The following is a 19535-nucleotide window of genomic DNA, read 5'->3' as shown; positions in this document are numbered from 1 at the left end:
ACAGATCTCCTGCGGACGTAGCGCCTCTCCCTCTGTCCCGGGTACCTGAGAGTTTACGTCACCAACACCTGTTGATAACTTGCCCCTTCGGTGGATTGATCAAGTCAACCTCTCTCCAGACGGCGAAATCTGTGTGTCGCAGTATATTTGCCTGAGCGATTATGGGAGTTTGCGCCTTCGGCGGAGGATAAACCTCTCTCTCCTGCGAGGCTGGCGATTATACAGTAATCCGCTTGCGCTACCAGTGTTACCCGCCTTCTGAAAACCGCCTTTAAATACCCCGCAAAGCGCTCTTTGACGCCAGTAAAGGATCGACCGGCAAAAGCGGACTATGCTTTAAAACGCACTTGTTAATCACAAAAAGCTATCTCCAGACACCTGTTTCCAAAACCCGGGTGCAGCGCGCTATTGAGGCGGAACCGATCTTGCGTGGGTCGGTAAATCGGCATCAGCGTGGTAATGCACCCGGGGGCTGCAGCTGATGAGGGGCAAATAGCTTTCAAATAACCTTGCAGTCGGTTTCAACCGGCTGACACAGGAAAACAAACCGTGTTGGCACAAGAGGTTGGTATGTCGAGCGATAACGATAAAAGCGTTGCGCGTCGTAATTTTTTGCGCACATCTCTCTCTCTGATTCCGGCGGTAACTCTTTCCGGTAGCGTCCTAGCAACGGGCGATACCGATGCAAAGCGGAACCCGTCTTCTGAAACCCCCGCGGATGCGCGCCCTTACCAGCCAACATTTTTCAAACCTCTGGAGTGGGCATTTCTTCTGGCGGCTTGCGACCGTTTGATCCCGGCCGATGATATTGGTCCAGGCGCGCTTGAAAGTGGCGTGCCGGAGTTTATTGATCGTCACATGCAAACCCCTTATGCCAGTGGTGATATCTGGTACCGGCAAGGCCCCTTTATTGATTCGCTGTCCGAGTTCGGTTACCAGGGGCGTTTGGCGCTGCGGGAAATAATACAAATCGGGATTGCCGCTATCGAAAAATATTGTCTGGCAGAATTTTCGGGCAAACGCTTTTCCGACCTTACGGCTGAACAGCAAACCGATATTTTGAAAGCGGCGGAAGGCGGCAAGTTGGAGCTGGAAGATATCAGCGCAAAACTGTTTTTCTCCCAGCTGCTCGCTGAAACCCGTAACGGTTATTTTTCTGACCCGCTACACGGCGGCAATAAAAATATGGGCGCCTGGAAAATGATTGGTTATCCGGGCATGCGTGCCGATTACCTCGATTGGGTCGGCGTGCGGGATCGTGCTTATCCCTTGCCGCCCGTTGATTTATCCGGAAAGCGGGGTTGATGCGATGGCGACAATAAAAAAGAAAGTGGATGCGGTGATTGTCGGCATGGGCTGGACAGGTGCCATTATGGCGAAACGTTTAACCGATGAAGGTTTGCATGTGGTTGCGCTGGAGCGCGGCCCTGATCGTGACACCCAACCGGATTTTGCCTATCCACGGGTTGTGGATGAATTGGAAGGCTCGGTACACCGGCGCTTTTTACAAAGCCTCGGGCAGGAAACTTTTACCATTCGCCACGGCATTAATGATACCGCGGTGCCTTTTCGACAAATGGGTTCCTTCAAGCCCGGCACGGGGGTTGGTGGTGCCGGCGCGCACTGGTCCGGTTGTCATTTCCGACCACTACCGGAAGACATGAATTTCCGCTCCAGCATGGCTGAGCGTTATGGCAGCAAATTTATTCCGGACGATATGACGATTCAGGATTTCCCGGTTTCCTACAAGGAACTGGAGCCTTATCTGGATCACTACGAATACGTATGTGGCACATCAGGAAAAGCCGGTGTCATTAACGGCGTGGTGCAACAGGGTGGAAATCCCTTTGAAGGTTCCCGCTCACGGGAATATCCCCTCGGCGCCAATGCCGATTATCTCGGTGCAGAAATGTTTCATAAAGCGGCGCGCGAGATGGGTTATCACTCCTATCCGATTCCTGCATCCAATGCCTCCGGGCCCTATGTTAATCCTTACGGTTGCCAATTGGGGCCGTGTAATTTTTGTGGCTTTTGTAGCGATTACGGGTGTTTGAATTACTCGAAGGCAAGCCCTAACGCCTGTATTTTGCCGGTGTTGCGGCAACGAAAAAATTTCGAATTACGAACCCATGCGCACGTACTCAAAGTGAATCTTGATGACGAAGGCAAACAAGCAACCGGCGTAACCTATCTTGATGCCGAGGGGCGAGAAGTTGAACAGCCGGCAGATATCGTTTTGCTTTGTGCGTTCTCTCTTTTCAACGTGCAGCTGATGCTGCTGTCCGGCATTGGCAAACCTTACAACCCGGAAACCGGCGAGGGCACGGTTGGCAAAAATTATTCCTATCAAAACCTGAATCGTGTGGTGTTGTTTTTTAATAAAGATGTACAGGCCAATGGCTTCATGGGAATTGGTGGCGGTGGTGCAACCTTTGATGATCTGAATGGCAAACAATTGGATAACGCCGCTGCCGGGTTTGTTGGCGGCGGTATTATTTGGGCGCGCCAGCCTGGCGCCGGCCCGGTGCGCGGTATTCCGGTTCCCTCGGGAACACCGGCATGGGGTAGTGATTGGAAGCGTGCGGTAGCGGACTCATTTCGACACACGTTTTACTTTGAAGTGCAGGGCGCTTGCATGTCCTATCGTCAGCACTATCTTGATCTTGATCCTCAATATCGGGATGCCTTCGGGCGCCCTTTATTGCGCATGACGTTTGATTGGCACAATAACGAAATCAAGGCTTCACAATTTCTGGTTGATAAAGCCTTGCAAATGAGTCGTGTGCTCAACCCGCGTGCGATGACCGGCGAATCGAAAAAAGAGGGCGCCCGCTATAACGCCACCCAGTATCAAAGTACCCACACCTGCGGCGGCGCGATCATGGGTGATAGTCCAAGCAATTCTGCGCTCAATCGCTATTTACAATCCTGGGATGTTGCCAATGTGTTTGCCATTGGCGCCAATGCTTTTCCGCAAAATAATGGCTACAACCCGACCGGTCTTGTAGGTGGTCTGGCCTATTGGGCGGCCGATGCAATTTGTAAACAATATCTGAAAAATCCCGGCCCGCTGGTTCAGGCATAAGGAGAATCCGTAATGAAAAAACGGCTTCGCAGATTACTGATTATCAGCGTGTTGATTATTGCGGGTGTGCTGACGGTTGCGCTGCTGCCCTCCAAAACGCCATCACTCGACGCCAGTCATATCAATTTCACCGATGCCTCACTGATTGAGCGCGGTGAATATCTGGCAGCCGCGGGTGATTGTGTAGCCTGCCATACCGCACCGGGCGCGCAGCGTTATGCCGGGGGCTTTGGGCTTGAATCACCGCTCGGTCTTATTTACAGCACCAATATTACGCCAGACAAGGAAAGCGGCATTGGTCATTACACGCTGGATGATTTTGACCGGGCGGTGCGTTACGGCATTGCACCCTCCGGTGATGCCTTATATCCGGCGATGCCTTTTCCGTCTTATGCGCGCATGACCGATGAAGATCTGATAGCCCTTTACGCCTACTTTATGCACGGTGTTTCACCGGTGGCGCAAGCGAATCGAAACGTCGATATTCCCTGGCCGCTCTCCATGCGCTGGCCTTTAATAGTATGGCGAAAAGCTTTCGCGCTTACCCCCGCTCAATGGCAGCAACAAGCACCGGTTTATGAAGATCCGGTTATCGCTCGCGGTGCTTATCTGGTGCAGGGATTGGGGCATTGTGGCTCCTGTCATACGCCACGTTCGTGGACGATGAAAGAAAAAGCCTATTGGGAACATAGCCGGGATTTCCTTGCCGGCGGCCCGATCATTGATGGCTGGCTGGCGGTTAATTTACGAAGTGACGACGCGGATGGGCTGGGACGTTGGCCATCCACTTATATTGTCGACACGCTGCGAAGCGGGCGCAATGATGAATATGCCGTACTCGGACATGGCATGAGTGATGTAGTGCTACACAGCACCCAGCATCTGCACGATGACGATTTGCACGCGATGGCTACTTATTTAAAACAGCTGTCTCCGGCCAATATCAGCACGTCGTTTTATCAGGCTGACCCATCCACTGCCGAGGCATTGGCAGCGGGTGTGGAAGAAAGTCGCGGTGCCGAGTTATTTGTCGATAACTGTGCGGCTTGCCATCGCACCAACGGTTTGGGCCACAAGGGTGTTTTTCCCACCATCGCCGGAAACCCTTCGGTGCTGGCGGAAAATCCGGTATCGCTGATTCGCGTTATTCTTGCTGGCAGCCGCTTGCCGTCCACGCGAACAGCACCGTCCGATTTGGGCATGCCCGGGTTTGCCTGGCGCTTGTCTGATGATGAAGTTGCTCAACTATCCACCTTTATTCGCCACAGCTGGGGCAACGAAGCCAACCCTGTGTCGGTGGATCAGGTAATACAGGTTCGTCAAATGCTGGATGAGATGTCGGCACAGGAACGGGCGGTTATTGAGAGCAACAATCGTCGGTAAGGGGTAAAAGCAGCGCGCCGCTATAACGTAGCCGGGTGTTTATTTTTCCTGAAATCACCGGGAATGGCACCGAAAAGGCATTTAACAAATCGCTTGATTGTTTCTGCCGGTTGAATCGGCGAAAATGTGCGCCTTTTATGATTAACATGACAGATTTATCGGTAAAAGAGTCTTCTTCGGGCGTCTTGATCGGTTTTCTGCAATCGCCCTTACCTGGAAGATAGAAATCAATGTCAAACACCTCGCTTCGCTCGGAAGTTCTTAAACGCAGAACCTTTGCCATCATCTCGCACCCGGATGCGGGTAAAACCACCATTACTGAAAAACTCCTGCTGTGGGGCAACGCTATTCAGCTGGCGGGATCGGTGAAAGGCAAGCGTGGCCCTCATGCGCGTTCCGACTGGATGACCATGGAGCAGGAGCGTGGAATTTCGGTGACCTCATCGGTCATGCAGTTTCCTTATAAAGGCCGCGTGGTAAATCTGCTGGATACTCCCGGGCACGAAGACTTTTCTGAAGATACTTATCGCACCCTCACCGCGGTTGACTCTGTGCTGATGATGATCGACGGCGCCAAAGGTGTTGAAGATCGCACCATCAAATTGATGGAAGTTTGTCGCCTGCGTGATACACCGATTTTATCGTTCATCAATAAAATGGACCGTGAAAGTCGCAGCCCGGTCGAGCTGCTGGACGAAATTGAAACCGTGCTGAAAATTGCTGCCTCGCCGATCAACTGGCCGCTGGGCACCGGTAAGGAATTCAAAGGCGTTTACAATTTTTACACCGACACCATCCACGTCTATCAACAAGGTAAAGGTCATACCATCCCTGACGATATTCAGATCAAAGGTCTGCAAAGCGATGAAGCAGCGCAATTGCTGGGCGGTTACATTGATGACATCCGCGAAGAAATCGAACTGGTGCGCGGCGCCACCAATGAATTTAATCTTGAAGAATATCTTGCAGGCCGCATGACACCGGTATTTTTCGGTACGGCGCTGGGTAATTTTGGCGTGCGCGAAATGCTCGACGGCTTCGTTGAGTGGGCGCCTACACCACGCAGCCGCGCAACCAATGAACGGGAAGTTGCCGCCGAAGAAGAAAAATTTACCGGTTTCGTTTTTAAAATTCAGGCCAACATGGACCCCAAACACCGCGACCGTATTGCCTTTATGCGCGTCTGTTCGGGCACCTATAATCAGGGTATGAAGATGCGTCATGTGCGCATCGCCAAGGATATTAAAATTGCCGATGCGGTAACCTTTATGGCCGGTGACCGCAGTGCTGTTGAAGAAGCCGTGGCCGGCGACATTATCGGTTTGCACAACCACGGCACCATTCAAATCGGTGATACCTTCACCGACGGCGAAGAACTGAAATTTACCGGTATTCCACACTTTGCACCGGAGCTGTTTCGCCGCATTCGCCTGAGAGATCCTCTGAAAACCAAACAACTGCAAAAAGGCTTGCAGCAATTGGCTGAAGAAGGCTCCACCCAGGTATTTTTCCCGGTCGACAACAACGATATCGTGGTCGGTGCGGTGGGGGTGCTGCAATTTGAGGTAGTTGCCTATCGCTTGAAAGACGAATACAAGGTGGAGGCGATTTACGAGCCGGTCAACGTGGCAACGGCGCGCTGGATCGAATGTGACGACTCGAAAAAACTCGAGGAATTCAAACGCAAATGTTCCGACAACCTCGCGGTTGACGGCGGTGGGCACCTGACTTACCTGGCGCCAACGCGAGTCAATCTTTCGCTTACCCAGGAACGTCATCCGGATGTGGTGTTCCGGGCCACACGGGAACACTAATGGTGCAAATCATCACGCTGATATTAACCATCGTAGTTTTTGTCGGCGTGGTGCTGGTTTTAATGTGGGCCAAAGGCCCGCATTACCGGTTAACCCGCAACAACGTCGCCAATCTTTTTCGCCTGGTTCTGGATGGTAAAGCCACCGAAAACGATTGGCGTTTGTTCTCCGCCCTGCCGTTACGTCACGATCCTTTTCTGCACAATCTGAGAGAGCAATGTCTGGAAATTGAGGAACGCGAGTTTACCGGCATCAATCGATCCGGTTTTCTGTTTACTCGCAAAGGTCTGGAAGAAATTCGGGCGTTGCTGGAAACGCTGGAATCTGAAGCGCAAGACTGAAAAATCCCGGCACCTTGTCCGTGCCGGGATTGCTTTTTTATCTGCGCATTTCGAACGTGATGGGTGCAGAAAACTCGAAAGATTGTACGTTCATTGATGAGGGAATCGCGGGGAAGGGCGCAGCCCGTTGCACGGCTTCCCATGCTTCCTTGTTCAATAAATCATAACGGCTTTCTTCTATCCACGACATGCTGCGAATACTGCCCTGTTGATCTACTGTGATGGCGATACGAACCCCACCTTCCTGATTGCGTTCCTGGGCTCTGCGCGGGTATCTCACGCTGGAGCGAATTTTCTTTAACATGTCAGAAACGTAAAACTGTCTCGCCAGCAGCGACTCGGTAGTCAATGCCGGTTGCAGATCGTCATCCTCCTCTTCCACGGCAGCCGCTGATGCTACCGCCATCGCTGGCGGTGCGGGCGGAACCGCAGAGCTGGCCTGGCTTGAAACGGCTGGCGTCGGCTGTGCTGCCAATGCGGGTAACTCGACTCTGGCCGGCGGCAAAGGCGCGGCGGATGAGCGGGCCACTATCGCAGCAGCAGAGGAAGAACTGGAGGAGGAAACCGGCTCCGGTGTATGCCATGCGGCAATCTCGCGATTGCGCGATGGATCCGGGCGAATAGCGTCGTAGCGGTTGCGCAGGTTGCTGGCAACGTCGCCCATTTTTAAAAGATCGGCTTTGTAGGTCGATGAAAGTGGTACCCGGCCAATCCAGGTGCTCAGCAACAGCTGAAAGAATTGATCATCGGCAATGTTATCCAGCAACACATCGTTGATGGTGATGGAAACGCCCTCGCCTGGCGTCATGGAAACTACGATGTGATCGTTTTTTTGCAGACGGCCTTTAAACAGGCCGTCGAACCGCACCATATTATCGGCCTGGGCGGTAAGAATATTGCTGTTGTTATTGATCGCCATCCCCTCAATCCACATGCGGCTGAAGCGGCGTACGGCAAGGCCATCTGCGGCAACAACTTTTAACTCCATGCGCTTGGCAACAGCGCTGCTGACCAGGGTATCTGCGTTATCACTCAGAGTTTCAGAATAAAGCGCGCCGATAAATTGCTCGTTACCCAGCTCCTGATGAACCGAAATACCATTCAACAAGGGAGCCGCATGAGCAAAAGCGCCAACACACACGAGGGTTGCGCACATCAATGTGCGCCAGGGCATTTTCAACAACATATGATGTATCTCTCATTATTTTAAGATTCTGAGACATTACTGCCTGGGTTTTTCCATTAACGGGGTTATTGGATTTATCTGACCGTTGGCGCAGTATAATATATTAGTGTCGCGTGTTTTACGAAAATGTGACCTTAAGGTCATCATCCTGATTGTGTTAAATCAAAACCTGAAGCAATCACACATTAAAACGTAGAGTAATCGCTGGCAGCCGTAATGCGGCTTGCGTACTATTGTTGTTCCCATATGCACTGCTTAACGGTGAAGGAATGCACGATGAACAAGCCGTTTTTTTCGGTGACCTACCCATTATGACGGGGTCTATTCAATACGATGGAAATTAAACCGTTGCAAAAATTTGCCAGAGACACAGTAGAACATCTGCTCTCTGCTATCCCTTTCTTCAAGACGGTTCGCCAGCAGGATGCATGGCAATTCGAATTACTGCTGCAATCATCCCGTATTGTGACCTATCAGCCTGGCGATATTGTTCTCAAGCGGGGGGATGCAGACAACTGGATGTACTTTCTATTAAAAGGACGTCTGGCCGTTTATGTTGATCAATTGGGGCAGGGTGAACTGATCAACTACGTTACACCCGGTGAGGTATTCGGGGATTTGTCCCGCCTTGTTGGACAGCCGCGCACTGCCACGCTGGTGGCTGACGCCGCCAGTAAGGAGTCCATGGTTTTTGCGACTGACTGTTCTATTTTTGGTGAGCTCACCGACACTCGCCCTATCAATTTGCAAACCAAGCTCGCCTATTATCGAAATACCGTGCACAACTTGCGCTGGAAACTGGAAGTCTATCGCTCCCAACATTTACAGCATGCACTGGCGAACCGCCACCGGCAGGTTCGTTTATACACGGGCGCAAAAGATACGCCGGAAGAGCTAAAGGCGTTGCATGACCAGGCTCACGCGCTGGCGTTGCTGTTGTTGGAATGGAATACCGAATTTGGTGCACCGATCGACAATGTGCCGCTGGTGGGAGAAAAAGATCTTACCTGAGACCCAGGCATTTCTTGCAGACAATAAAAAAGCGCCCTGAGGCGCTTTTTTATTGCTCTGATGAAAATCAGGCTTGAGGTGCAGCGGCAACAGCAGCTTTTGGCTTGCGGCCACGCTTGGCTGGAGCTTTTGCAGCTACTGCAGCAGCTGGTGCTGCTTTAGCAGCGGCCGGCTTGCGAACAGCTGGCTTACGAGCAACCGGCTTTTTAGCGGCTGGTGCAGTGGTGGTAGCAGCAGCTTTAGGGGCAGCAGCTTTACGCGCAACCGGTGCTTTGGTGCGAACGGTTGCTTTTTTTGCAGCAGTTTTAGCTTTCAGAGCTGCTTTTCTATCAGCTGCTTTTTGCTTTGCAGCTTCTTTCTTGGCGGTAGCTCGTGCTCTCAGGGCCGCTTTTTTAGCTGCTGCTTTTTCACGCAGAGCAACTTTCTTGGCAGCCAGTTTGGCTTTGGCAGCCGCTTTTCTATCTACCAGCTTCTGCTTGGCAGCCGCTTTTTTAGCAGCCGCTTTCAAACGCTTGGCAACAGCCGCAGCCGCTTTGGCAGATGCTCTGTCGTGAGCAGAAGCCAGACGATTGGCTGATTTGATGCCAGCCAATTCTTTCTTCGCTTCAGCAACTACTTTCTTGGCAGCATCAGCAGCTTGTTTTGCTTTGGCAGCATCTGCTTTGGCAGCAGCGGTTTGCTTCGCGGCAGCCGGGGTCTTTTTCTTGGCAGCAGCGGCCAGTTTGGTTTGTGCTGCTTTCAGGGATGCAACAGCTTTAGCTGCATCTTTGGTTAAGGCAGTAACATTTTTTTGGGCATCAGCAGCTTGAGCGACACGCGCTTTTGCCAACTGAGCTTTCAACTGGGTCAACTGCTGTTCTAAATTCGCAACAGTATCAACCGCTTTAGCTTGACGTGCAGCCATGATGAGATTCCTTTATTTTTTTCGAAAAATCGATTAAGTGAATGAAAACCTACAACATGCATAAGTTAAAACTTTATGGAAAAAATTCAAGTTTTTTACGTTCAAATGGTATAAAAAAATCCCGATTTTTGAATTTTCAGGGGGAATTGGGTCCGAAATTACCACTTGAGCTTCAAGTTCTATTTATTCACGCAATTTGGTCGACTTTTGTCTCGCCGAACAAAACTTGCAAAACCTTGCCAGCCCACCGGCAAAACATCATTTTTGTTTGCCACGTGATGATCAGTATATTGATTGTGTTGTTGTTTTTTCTCACCGCCGGTTGCGGTTATAAATTGCACTTTCAACCCATGAAATTTCAACGCACCGGGTTGCTGAGGATTGTGCAGGGTGGATTCGTCCCGACGGTGATCTGCAAGCTGGCGAAGCGAATGAACAACTCCCTGGAAGTTTTAACGGCTGGATTGTCATCGCTCATTCATAAAACACCTGTGTAACTGCCACTGCTTTGGTTTTTCAAATGGTGAATGACCGAGTGGCAAGTCATCGATATTGCCTGAAGGTGATACTGATTATCAGCCAATTTTTTGGTATTGAGTGGGCATCAAGTGCGCCGGTATTTAAAAAACGTTGAATATGGAAAGGTAAACAAACTGCTGGCCGGGCAATTGATGGAGAAATCCGATTTTGGTGAGAGCTGGCAATTTCAGCCGTGCAAAATATTTTTACCTGTAGTTGCTCAAACCGGTTAATGCTGATCAGGTTGATATCGAACAACTGCGGTGAAGTTTTTGATGATTGGCCAGGGCGTTGTTGCTCGTTATGTATAACTTTTTTTGGTTCGCACTTGAGTGGCTCCAGCGGATGATTATTGAGCCGGGTTTGCGAGGTGAAGATGATCGGACTTTTGCTTTTGAAGATGAAATTCCTGAGGCTGGATCAGTTATCTTTGGCCGGCTGGTTTGAATTATCGGCTCGATAAACTATCGCGTGGAAGGTGTTGCAATGGTCGATCCGTAGATGTCGATTACTGTGGGCGGCGGGTGCATTATTTTCTCTTGCTGTTCGCGTCGCATCCAGTGATGCAAACGCATGAGCAGTTATCCTGGTTATGTGAATTTCGCAGGAGGAACAGTCGTTGTTTTTTCAAAGCTGCTTCCTTCTGGTATTTATGGGGTTCAGGCGTTATCTTTCCCTGGCTGTAATGAACATCTTTTCGTTTTCGTGGTCTTTGGAAAAGTCGAAAAACGCGAGCGGCAGTGTGTATGCTGGCGATCTTTTTCGGGCAGATATTGAGCCTTGTTGCCAAGGTGCCGGTGCTGGATATTTACTGACCAGCCAATCAAACCATATATTCCTAAATAGAATTTAAGTTTGTTTTTTAATGTGTTTTTGGTCTTTTTCGGGGAAAGTTAACCCAATAATCACTCATAAATATCCAATAAAGGATTGGTCAGTCGATATTAAAAACTGATAGTATTGGTAGTTAACCCGACCGCTGGGCTAAAACAGATACCGTTCCGATAAAAAGAGGAGTAAATGCGGTGAGTCGAAGAAAGAAAGGCCGTAGCGCCGACGATAGTAGCGAAATTGATTTGACGCCAATGCTGGACGTTGTGTTCATCATGCTGATTTTCTTTATCGTGACCGCATCGTTCGTTAAAGAAGTAGGTCTTGATGTCAATGTGCCGGAGAAGAATGACAGCCCTCCGCCAGATGATGCTCCTCAGAACATCCTGGTTCGTATCTCTGCCGACAATCAAATCTGGTTCCGTGATGAAACCGGTGAGCGTCGTGTTGATGAGCGTCAAGTGCGTTCAAATATTGAGCGTTTGCGTGCAGAATTGCCGAAAGCCTCAGTAATCATTCAGGCTGACAATAAGGCGAATGCGGCAACTTACGTTGCTGTACAGGATGCCGCCCAGGAAGCCAATGCCCCTGCTGTTGTTCTGGTGCCTATCAATAATTGATGGTGTAACAGATACAAAAAAGCCGCTTCGGGAAACCAAAGCGGCTTTTTTATTGCCTGGAATTCAGGTGAATTACCCGTTTCCATGTCTCCCGTAGTATCGGGAGGCCGGGCCAGAGCGCTAGCGCCAGCCCGGATGTTCTTATCAGCTGGCCAGTTGCTTTCTTACCGAAGCCAGCTTCACGCAAGTCACGAACACTTTCATAGCAGCTACAACTTCCGGCACTGTTGGTACTGACGGGGCGATACGGATGTTGCGGTCTTCCGCATCTTTGCCGTAGGGGTAGGTAGCGCCGGCAGGCGTCAGTTTCACGCCAGCTTCTGCGGCCAAACGTACGGTTTCCTGCGCACAACCTTTGCGGGTATCAAAAGAAACAAAATAACCGCCCACCGGCTTTTCCCAATAGCCCAGGTCGGTGCCGTCAAACGCACCGGACAGTGCTGACAGTACGGCTTCGAAACGCGGGTTAAGCAGTGCAGCGTGCTTCTTCATGTGCGCCAGCAGTGCAGCATTGTCGGGCAGGAAGCGGGTGTGGCGAATCTGGTTTACCTTGTCCGGGCCAATAGTGCAGGTATTCAGGAATTTTTTGATTCCCGCCTGGTTGGCAGCGCTGGCAGCAACAAAGGCTACACCGGCACCGGCGTGGGTAATTTTGGATGTTGAAGCAAACTGAATCACCGAGTCTTCGGTGTTGTGGCGACGGGTCGCTTCGAGAATGCTGGCCAGTACCGGTGCGTTATCGATCAGGTCATGCACGCCGTAGGCGTTGTCCCAGAATACGCGGAAGTTATCACCGGCAATTTTCCCCAGCGCCGCAATGCGGTCAACGGTTTCATCGCTATACACCACGCCGGTCGGGTTGGAGTACTTGGGTACACACCAGATACCTTTGATGGATTTATCGGCTTTCACCAGTGCTTCAACAGCATCCATGTCCGGGCCATTGGCGGTCATGGCAACGTTGATCATTTTAATGCCGAGCTGGGCGCACACGGTGTAGTGACGGTCGTAACCTGGCACCGGGCAAATAAAGCTGACTTCGCCTTCATTTTTCCAGGCGCTGGCGCTGTCTTTCAAACCAAACTGATGCGCTGCCAGCATAACCTGGAACATCAGGGTCAGGCTGCTGTTGCCGCCGACCAGAATGTCGGATGCGGCTACACCTAACAGGTTTGCACCGAGCTGTTTGGCTTCAGGAAGACCATCAAGACCGCCGTAATTGCGCGTGTCAGTACCATCAGCAGCAATGTAATTGCCCTTGAGGATACCGTCCAGTGCATCGGACAGGCTCAACTGTTCTGCCGATGGCTTGCCACGGGTCAGATCGAGGTTCAGTTTTTGGGCGAGAAAACCCTGATATTCGGCGTCCAATTGGCTTTCCCATTGGCGCAGTTGTTCCGGCGTAGCTTGATCCAGTTGCAAGGTCATTCACCTCATCATGGTTGGGGGCAGAAAACGGCCAGCATTATACCTGCTCTGTCAGGTACTTTCACGAGCGCGTTAAGGCGTTTGCGTGGCTTGTTAAGGTTGCAGTGCTAACCAGCGGTGGCATAGGGCAATCCAGGCCATCGGCCATTGCCCGTAATAATTCCCGTTCTGTGACAGTTATTTTTCCATCGTATTGAATGCAACGGCTCATGGCTTTGAGCAGCTGTGGTTTCTGCAGCGGCGCAACGCTATTGAGTGTCGCCAGAGCCTGATCCAGATCTTTTAACGCGTAGTGGCCGCGCCTGGGCAATGTTAATGCCGACAGGCGAAGCTCATTGGCGGCTGCTTGAAAGGCTGCCTGCGCCTGTTGATCATCTCTGTGACCGGCAAACGCCAGCGCTGCCAATAATATTTCACACTCTTTACGCAACTCGCGAAGATTGCGGGTGCGAAATTGCGGTTGTACCGGTTCCAAATGATGCAGGACGATACGTTGCAATGACCATTCCTGCAGGCTGATTTTTTTATCCGCCAGCACCAGATCATCAAGCAATTTTTTGAAACCGGTGACCTGGGAATCGGTTAATTTTTTCAGGCCGGGCAGCGCGAGTTCGATTAACGGCAAGCGCAACTCGGGAGCCAGTTGTGCCGCCAGTTCCAGGATGGATTGCCATTCACCGGTAGCGTCCTGTTGTACCAATGGCTCAAGTAACTGCCATTGTGCGGTTCTTGTTGCGGTATCTTTTGCTAAAAATAAACCCAGTAATGCGCCGCGGCAGAGAAACGGGTCTTGCGTGGCATTACGCAACGGGGCGCCAATGGTGGTCAAAATGGATTGCGCGCTGCTGAGATATTCCGGAGACGCCGTGCCTACACTGGCCACATCCTGTTGAGCCGTATCGCTGGCCGTTGCTCCGGCGGCGCTGCCAGCAAACTGGCTGGTGCGTTGATCTCCGGCGGCTGTTGGTTGTGCGCTGGTGGTGGTTTCTGGCTGCCAGGATTTGTCTATGCGGCTAATACGTTTGTCGAGCGGCGGGTGAGTGGCCATCAATCCGGTAAAGCTGGCGCGTACCCCCTGGCTGAAATACATATGGCTGAACTCGCTGGCATGGGCATTGTGCAGCAAGGAGCCTTGGCTGTGGTTGCGAATTTTTTTCAGGGCGCCAGCGATGCCTGACGGGTTACGGGTAAATTGCACCGCTGATGCATCGGCCAGGTATTCCCGCTGGCGACTGACCGCTGCTTTAATAATGTTGCCGAAAAAAGTGCCGGCATAACCAATGATCACCAGCACCAGTGCCATACCGAAGAGGATCAGCGGCGAATTGTCTTTGCTGGAGCGAAAAGCCATGCGATAGCGCGCGCTGGTGAACAGGTATTGCCCGACCAGCCCCAATACCAGAATGCCATGCAACACGGCTACCAGCCGCAAGTTCAAACGCATGTCGCCGTGAAAAATATGACTGAATTCGTGCGCCACCACGCCTTGCAATTCATCCCGGTTCAGCAGGCGAATACAGCCGCGTGTTACGCCAATAACGGCGTTGTGCGGATTGTGCCCGGCAGCAAACGCATTAATAGCGTCGTCTTCCATCAAATACACCGGCGGTACCGGCGCACCGGAGGCGATGGCCATTTCCTCGACAATATTGAGAATTTTGCGCTCGTCCGCATTGGTTGTTTGCTGATTGATTAATTGTCCGCCCATTGCCTCGGCAATTACCCGGCCGCCGCCGCGCAATTGAAAAAATTTGAACAGGCTGGAGAGTCCTACGACGGTGCAAACCGAGAGGGCGATAATGCCGAGCATTGACCAGTCCAGATTATTCAGCACGCGCTGGCCAAAGCTGACGGGGGCGGCATCAATGTCGTAAGGAGAATGGCCGGTTTGCAGATAGGCAAACATCGCGGCAAAGAGCAGGGCAGTAATGGCGATGAGTGTAATAACCGCAAGGCCAAACAGAATGATCAGCCAACGTGTGTTGCGATGAGCAATATCCTGTTGTTCAAAGAAGTTCATACGAAGACCATCGGAGGCGGTAAAAACAGAAACGGTTTTGTCGCCCAACCTACGCATCGGGCGACAAAACCGCGCGGCAAGTTACTTGAATGATACTTTCGGTGCAGCCTGAATTTCAGCGCTGTCGGCAAACTCAAGCAAGCTGGCATCTTTCGCGTGACCAAAAACGCCGGCCACAATCACCGGTGGGAAGGTTTGCTTGTAAGTGTTGTAAGCGGTTACGCCATCGTTAAACGCCTGGCGTGCAAACGCAACCTTGTTTTCGGTAGAGGTCAGTTCTTCTGACACTTGCATCATATTTTGCGATGCTTTCAAATCCGGATAGGCTTCCACAACCACGTTCAATTTACCCAGCGCGCTGCCCAGCAAATTTTCTGCGCTGGCCAGTTGCGCCATGGCCTGGGCATCGCCAGGGTGTGCGGCGGCATTTTGCAAACCGGCAGCGGCCTGGTTACGAGCGTTGATCACCGCTTCAAGGGTTTCGCGTTCGTGGGACAAATAGGCTTTGGCGGTTTCAACCAGATTGGGGATGAGGTCATAACGACGCTTCAACTGAACTTCAATCTGGGCAAAAGCATTTTCGTAGCGATTTTTCAGGGTAACCAGTTGGTTGTAGATGCCGATAATGTAAAAAACAAGAGCGGCAATAATGGCTAAAGTAATAATTGTGCCTAACATATTTATCTTCCTTTATTAGTCAATGTATTCAAAAACCCGTACAACCTGACGCACACCGCCGGTAGAGCGGGTAACGTCGGTAATGCGTTCGGCTTCATCCCGGCTTACCAGCCCCATCAGATATACCGTTTTTGCCTCGGTGACTACTCTGACACGGCGACCTTCAATATCGCCTCGCGCCAACAGCTTGCCCTTCACCTTGGTAGTCAGCCAGGTATCGTAATTGATATCGCCGATGCTGGCATTGTTACCAATTTGAATTTCGTTATGAACCTGACGAACGGTATGGATTTTGTTAACTGTATCACCCGCCAGTGCGCGCAGTTCTTCATTGGCTACCTGGCCGGTTAACAGTACCACCGCATTGAAGCTGTTGACGTGCACATTGCCGTTGAGAATACCGGCATGGGCTTTGCGCAGATTAACGGCAGCGACTCGCTCAATATTGCCATCATCAATACGGGCGCCGGTGGTTCTTTTGCCCGGATCAACTTGCAGTGGTTCGCTGGTGGTTACATCAATCAAGGCCGTGCAACCGCTCAGCAGCAGTGCGCCTAGCAGTGGCCAGAAAAATGCAGCGGTACGGCTCATGACTCGAATCCTCCGAATAGCTGTTGTTCTATAAGGTCGCAAAGGCAAAACAAAGTGAGCAAATGGACTTCGTGGATGCGAGGGCGGCTGTTCAGTGCAGCGCGTAACTCGATATCCCGGCTGTCCAGCAACAAGGCTGCATCGCCACCGTCTCTGCCGGTAAGCGCGATAATTTGAATATCTTTTTCGTGGGCGGCACTGATGGCTTGCAGCAGGTTGCTGTTGTTGCCGTCACTGCTCAGTAACACCAGCAGATCGCCCGGCTGGCCGATGGCGCGAATTTGTCTGGCGTACACATCGTTAAAACTGTAGTCGGCGCTGATGGCGGTTTGCGTGGTCAGGTCGGTACCCAGGCTCAGGGCGGGCAGGCTGGGGCGCTCATGTTCAAAACGGTCCAGCAGGCAGGCGGTAAAAATTTGCGCCTGTGCGGCGCTGATGCCGTTACCGCAGGTTAATATTTTTTTGTCGTTCAGCAATGCGTTAACAATCGCCTGGCTGGCGTGGGCAATAAGCGGCGCGAGTTCTTCGCCAGCTTGCATTTTGGCTTCGATGCTTTCATGAAAAAGCGTGATAACCCGTTGATCCATAATTGACGCCTGTCTGTCGTAATGCCGGTTTGGCAATAACCGGGGCCGAAATTGTGAACAGAATCTGTGACTCTGAAAGATGATAATGGTGCAGTGATTACAGTATTTTTACCAGCGCTCTGGCGACATGGCACAGCGCTTTGCTGTCAGGCCCCGCCAAACGCGTCTTTGATCCATTGGGGGTGACCGCTCAACCGGTCAAAGGTAACCACGTCGAAGCGGCAGCGGGCCTTGTCGAGCAGGTTGTGTTTGAGCAGGTATATTTGCGCGGTGCGGACAATTTTTTGCTGCTTTTGCCAGGTAACGCTTTCTGCCGCGGATGAAAATTGGCGATTGCTGCGCAGCCTTACCTCGACAAACACCAGATAGTGTTGATCGCGCATGATCAGATCAATCTCACCCGCTTTGCAGCGGAAATTCTTTTGTTGCAGCACAAGCCCCTGTTGTTGGAGGAATTGCTCAGCTTGAGTTTCTGCCTGCGCTCCTTGCAGTTTGGTGCGATCCTTCGACGAAAAAAACATAGCTTTTTTTAATCTCCCTGAGCGACCACCACGGTGGGCAGTGGTTGGGCAATGCCGTTACGAAAGCGCGCCCAGATCTGCTCGCGCTCTACACGGCCGTTTTCCAGTAATTGCAAGGCGCCGGTAGCACCGTAAATACGCATGCCTGGCACTTGTGCCAACTGTGGCAGGCGAGGGTACAAGCGAAATGCATCGGCACCCAGCGCATGTAGCCGGCTGTATACGGGTGATGATTGTGCGTTGTTGTCGATTTGTTTTTTGTCCGGATTATTGTTGTCGAACAGCCAGGGCAAGGTATTGAAACGCACACCATTCAAGTCGCGATCAGCTTTTGCGTCTTCAACGCCGGAATAAATCTGGCTGGTTGAATACACCGGAATATTGCCCGCGTAGTGAAATGCCAGAGTCGGTTTGATCTGGCGAGCCTGGCTTGGGTCCGCTACCAGAAAAATCATATCAATATCGTTGCGGCGTCTGATCTGGCTTTGCAAATCATTGCCGAAAACGCGGCGCAAATCGCGGGTGCGCTCTTTGCTCTGCTCTACCAGCATGGCATCTTTGATGGTGTTGGAATAATCGGTGCCTGCGCGGAAAGTGCTGTAATTCACCACTTTTCCACCCAGCGCTTGCCACTCATCGTTGAAGGCGCGAGCGCTGCGTTCGGTCCACTCTTGCGCAGGTACCAGAATGGACGCGTAGCGATGGCCTTCCATATACGCCTGGCGAGCGACTTGTCTGGCTTCGTCTTCAACCGCCAGGCCAAATTGATAAAAATTGTCCGGCGTTACGCCTTCCTGAGTGTCGGTGTAATTCAGGGTTAGCACCGGTACGGCAAGTGATGGCAACAAAGACAGCTCGGCAACCTTTTCTTTATCCAGTGGGCCAATAATCAGCTCGGCACCATCATCAACTGCCTGTTGCCACGCTTGTAAAATATCGCCGCTGCTGTCGTATTGCAGAATTTCCGGTGCGAGGTTTTGCTCATCGAGGTTGCGATAATAAGCTGCAAAGAAACCATCGCGAACCGCTTCACCGGCTTTGGCCAGGCGGCCGCTGGTGGGTAACAGCAAGGCAATTTTGCGCGGCTGGTTATCGATTAACTGGCGAAGAATTTTTAAATCGGCAGGCAAATCGAGGCTGGCCGGGTGACGTGGCCAATCGGCTTGCCAGCGTTCCAGCGCCGCTTGCTGGCCTTGCAAGTCGGTTTGTTCATTTTTGCCGAGGGCGGCGAGGTTGTACCAGCCCGCGAGTACGTCGCGGCGGTGATGGCGTCTGGCCAGAGTTTGCAGCTCGTCGGCAGGCATGGTCATCATGGTGCGCCACAGGGTTTCGCGATTCTGGCTGGCGGCTTGCGGGTCGGTGAGCAGCGCGGCGAGTTTGATACGCTCTTCAAGGCTGGCCTGTATATCACCGGTGCGCACGAACACCTGGGCGCGCTGTTCGCGCAAATCGGCTTCTGTTTCCGGCTCCAGATGCGGCCATTGTTGCTCCAGACGCTCGGACGTTAAAATGCCGTGCGCCAGAATCCAGGAATCATCGTGAATAGCAACGCGCCCCAACAGGCGGACGTGTTCAATAAACTGGTCATCGGGCAAATCGGCTTGTTGTTGAATTTCTGCCAGCGCATTGCGGGTGCGGTTGTAGTCGCCTCTTTTCAGGTACAGGCCGGCCGCTTGCAAAATCAGTTTTTCTTTCTCGGGCGATTGGACTTTTGCCGCCTGTGCCAGCAGTTGTTGCGCTGTGGTTGCCTGGGTGCTGGTCGCCGCGGCTGGTGTTGTCGTGGTCGCTTTGGGTGGTGTGCTGCCGCAACCTGCCAGAATAAATGCCAGCAGTGAGGCAAGCAGGCCGCCGGTTATGGCGCGCGCGCGCATGCCGGTTGCGCTTTGTGTCTGCCGGGAGGAGAGATTACGGGTAAACTGTCCGGTAACCATTGACTGCTGTGAGTGATGACCAGCCTGTTTCATAATTTTCCTGTTTCCCGTATTGGCCTGTCAGACGACAGAGCCTTGCCTGTAT

Annotated in this window: 17 protein-coding genes and 2 riboswitches; of the genes, 8 read left to right on the top strand and 9 right to left on the bottom strand. The window is 51.9% G+C overall.

Annotated features, from left to right (window positions below):
* Positions 1-22: 22 nt before the first annotated feature.
* Positions 23-129: riboswitch (glycine riboswitch) on the bottom strand.
* Positions 130-215: riboswitch (glycine riboswitch) on the bottom strand.
* 334 nt (positions 216-549) lie between these two features.
* The 5 genes from C4F51_RS14500 (at position 550) to C4F51_RS14480 (ending at position 6623) form a co-directional block, all read left to right on the top strand.
* Positions 550-1305: a gluconate 2-dehydrogenase subunit 3 family protein gene (locus tag C4F51_RS14500; RefSeq protein WP_202987694.1), complete on the top strand. Its 756-nt coding sequence runs from the start codon at positions 550-552 to the stop codon at positions 1303-1305.
* A gap of 4 nt (positions 1306-1309) precedes the next feature.
* Positions 1310-3085: a GMC family oxidoreductase gene (locus C4F51_RS14495; RefSeq protein ID WP_193911001.1), complete on the top strand. Its 1776-nt coding sequence runs from the start codon at positions 1310-1312 to the stop codon at positions 3083-3085.
* 12 nt (positions 3086-3097) lie between these two features.
* Positions 3098-4468 (top strand): cytochrome c, encoded by a 1371-nt coding sequence (locus tag C4F51_RS14490; protein ID WP_193910999.1) that lies wholly within the window; start codon positions 3098-3100, stop codon positions 4466-4468.
* Between the two features lie 230 nt (positions 4469-4698).
* Positions 4699-6282, top strand: coding sequence for a peptide chain release factor 3 (locus tag C4F51_RS14485; RefSeq protein ID WP_193910997.1), 1584 nt, complete (start codon positions 4699-4701; stop codon positions 6280-6282).
* Entirely contained in the window at positions 6282-6623 is a 342-nt protein-coding gene (locus tag C4F51_RS14480; RefSeq protein ID WP_193910995.1) for a hypothetical protein, read from the top strand. The genes C4F51_RS14485 and C4F51_RS14480 overlap by 1 nt, the downstream gene beginning before the upstream one ends.
* 37 nt (positions 6624-6660) lie before the next feature.
* Here C4F51_RS14480 and C4F51_RS14475 read toward each other — a convergent pair whose 3' ends face one another.
* The gene (locus C4F51_RS14475) at positions 6661-7809 is read right to left on the bottom strand and encodes a TonB family protein (RefSeq protein WP_193910993.1); all 1149 of its coding nucleotides are present in this window, start codon (positions 7807-7809) and stop codon (positions 6661-6663) included.
* A 333-nt stretch (positions 7810-8142) separates the two neighbouring features.
* On the opposite strand from C4F51_RS14475, the gene C4F51_RS14470 reads away from it, so the two are divergent.
* Positions 8143-8820, top strand: a complete 678-nt coding sequence (locus tag C4F51_RS14470; protein ID WP_193910991.1) for a cyclic nucleotide-binding domain-containing protein — start codon at positions 8143-8145, stop codon at positions 8818-8820.
* Between the two features lie 67 nt (positions 8821-8887).
* Here C4F51_RS14470 and C4F51_RS14465 read toward each other — a convergent pair whose 3' ends face one another.
* Complete coding sequence (locus tag C4F51_RS14465) at positions 8888-9724, bottom strand: hypothetical protein (RefSeq protein WP_193910989.1); 837 nt, start codon at positions 9722-9724, stop codon at positions 8888-8890.
* A 56-nt stretch (positions 9725-9780) separates the two neighbouring features.
* Between C4F51_RS14465 and C4F51_RS14460 the strand changes: the two genes are divergently transcribed.
* Positions 9781-10221: a hypothetical protein gene (locus C4F51_RS14460; RefSeq protein WP_193910987.1), complete on the top strand. Its 441-nt coding sequence runs from the start codon at positions 9781-9783 to the stop codon at positions 10219-10221.
* A 1047-nt stretch (positions 10222-11268) separates the two neighbouring features.
* On the top strand, positions 11269-11694 hold the full coding sequence (locus C4F51_RS14455; RefSeq protein WP_193910985.1) for an ExbD/TolR family protein: 426 nt from the start codon (positions 11269-11271) through the stop codon (positions 11692-11694).
* A 144-nt stretch (positions 11695-11838) separates the two neighbouring features.
* Here the strand turns inward: C4F51_RS14455 and C4F51_RS14450 are convergent, their stop codons facing one another.
* From C4F51_RS14450 to C4F51_RS14420, 7 genes are all read right to left on the bottom strand, one after another.
* Positions 11839-13116, bottom strand: coding sequence for an aminotransferase class I/II-fold pyridoxal phosphate-dependent enzyme (locus tag C4F51_RS14450; RefSeq protein WP_193912612.1), 1278 nt, complete (start codon positions 13114-13116; stop codon positions 11839-11841).
* Positions 13117-13183: 67 nt separating this feature from the next.
* Positions 13184-15199, bottom strand: coding sequence for a M48 family metallopeptidase (locus C4F51_RS14445; protein WP_235992343.1), 2016 nt, complete (start codon positions 15197-15199; stop codon positions 13184-13186).
* 24 nt (positions 15200-15223) lie between these two features.
* Positions 15224-15820, bottom strand: coding sequence for a LemA family protein (locus C4F51_RS14440; RefSeq protein WP_193910983.1), 597 nt, complete (start codon positions 15818-15820; stop codon positions 15224-15226).
* A 15-nt stretch (positions 15821-15835) separates the two neighbouring features.
* On the bottom strand, positions 15836-16411 hold the full coding sequence (locus C4F51_RS14435; protein WP_193910981.1) for a BON domain-containing protein: 576 nt from the start codon (positions 16409-16411) through the stop codon (positions 15836-15838).
* Positions 16408-16998 carry an SIS domain-containing protein gene (locus tag C4F51_RS14430; protein WP_193910978.1) on the bottom strand — a complete coding sequence of 197 codons (591 nt, stop codon included), beginning with the start codon at positions 16996-16998 and terminating at the stop codon, positions 16408-16410. The genes C4F51_RS14435 and C4F51_RS14430 overlap by 4 nt, the downstream gene beginning before the upstream one ends.
* Positions 16999-17144: 146 nt before the next feature.
* Complete coding sequence (locus tag C4F51_RS14425) at positions 17145-17519, bottom strand: YraN family protein (protein WP_193910976.1); 375 nt, start codon at positions 17517-17519, stop codon at positions 17145-17147.
* 8 nt (positions 17520-17527) lie between these two features.
* A complete protein-coding gene (locus tag C4F51_RS14420; RefSeq protein ID WP_235992342.1) occupies positions 17528-19483 on the bottom strand; it encodes a penicillin-binding protein activator in 1956 nt (651 codons plus the stop codon).
* Between the last annotated feature and the right edge of the window lie 52 nt (positions 19484-19535).

Source organism: Cellvibrio polysaccharolyticus (assembly GCF_015182315.1).
GTDB lineage: Bacteria > Pseudomonadota > Gammaproteobacteria > Pseudomonadales > Cellvibrionaceae > Cellvibrio > Cellvibrio polysaccharolyticus.
This window is presented reverse-complemented; position numbering and strand designations above follow the sequence as displayed.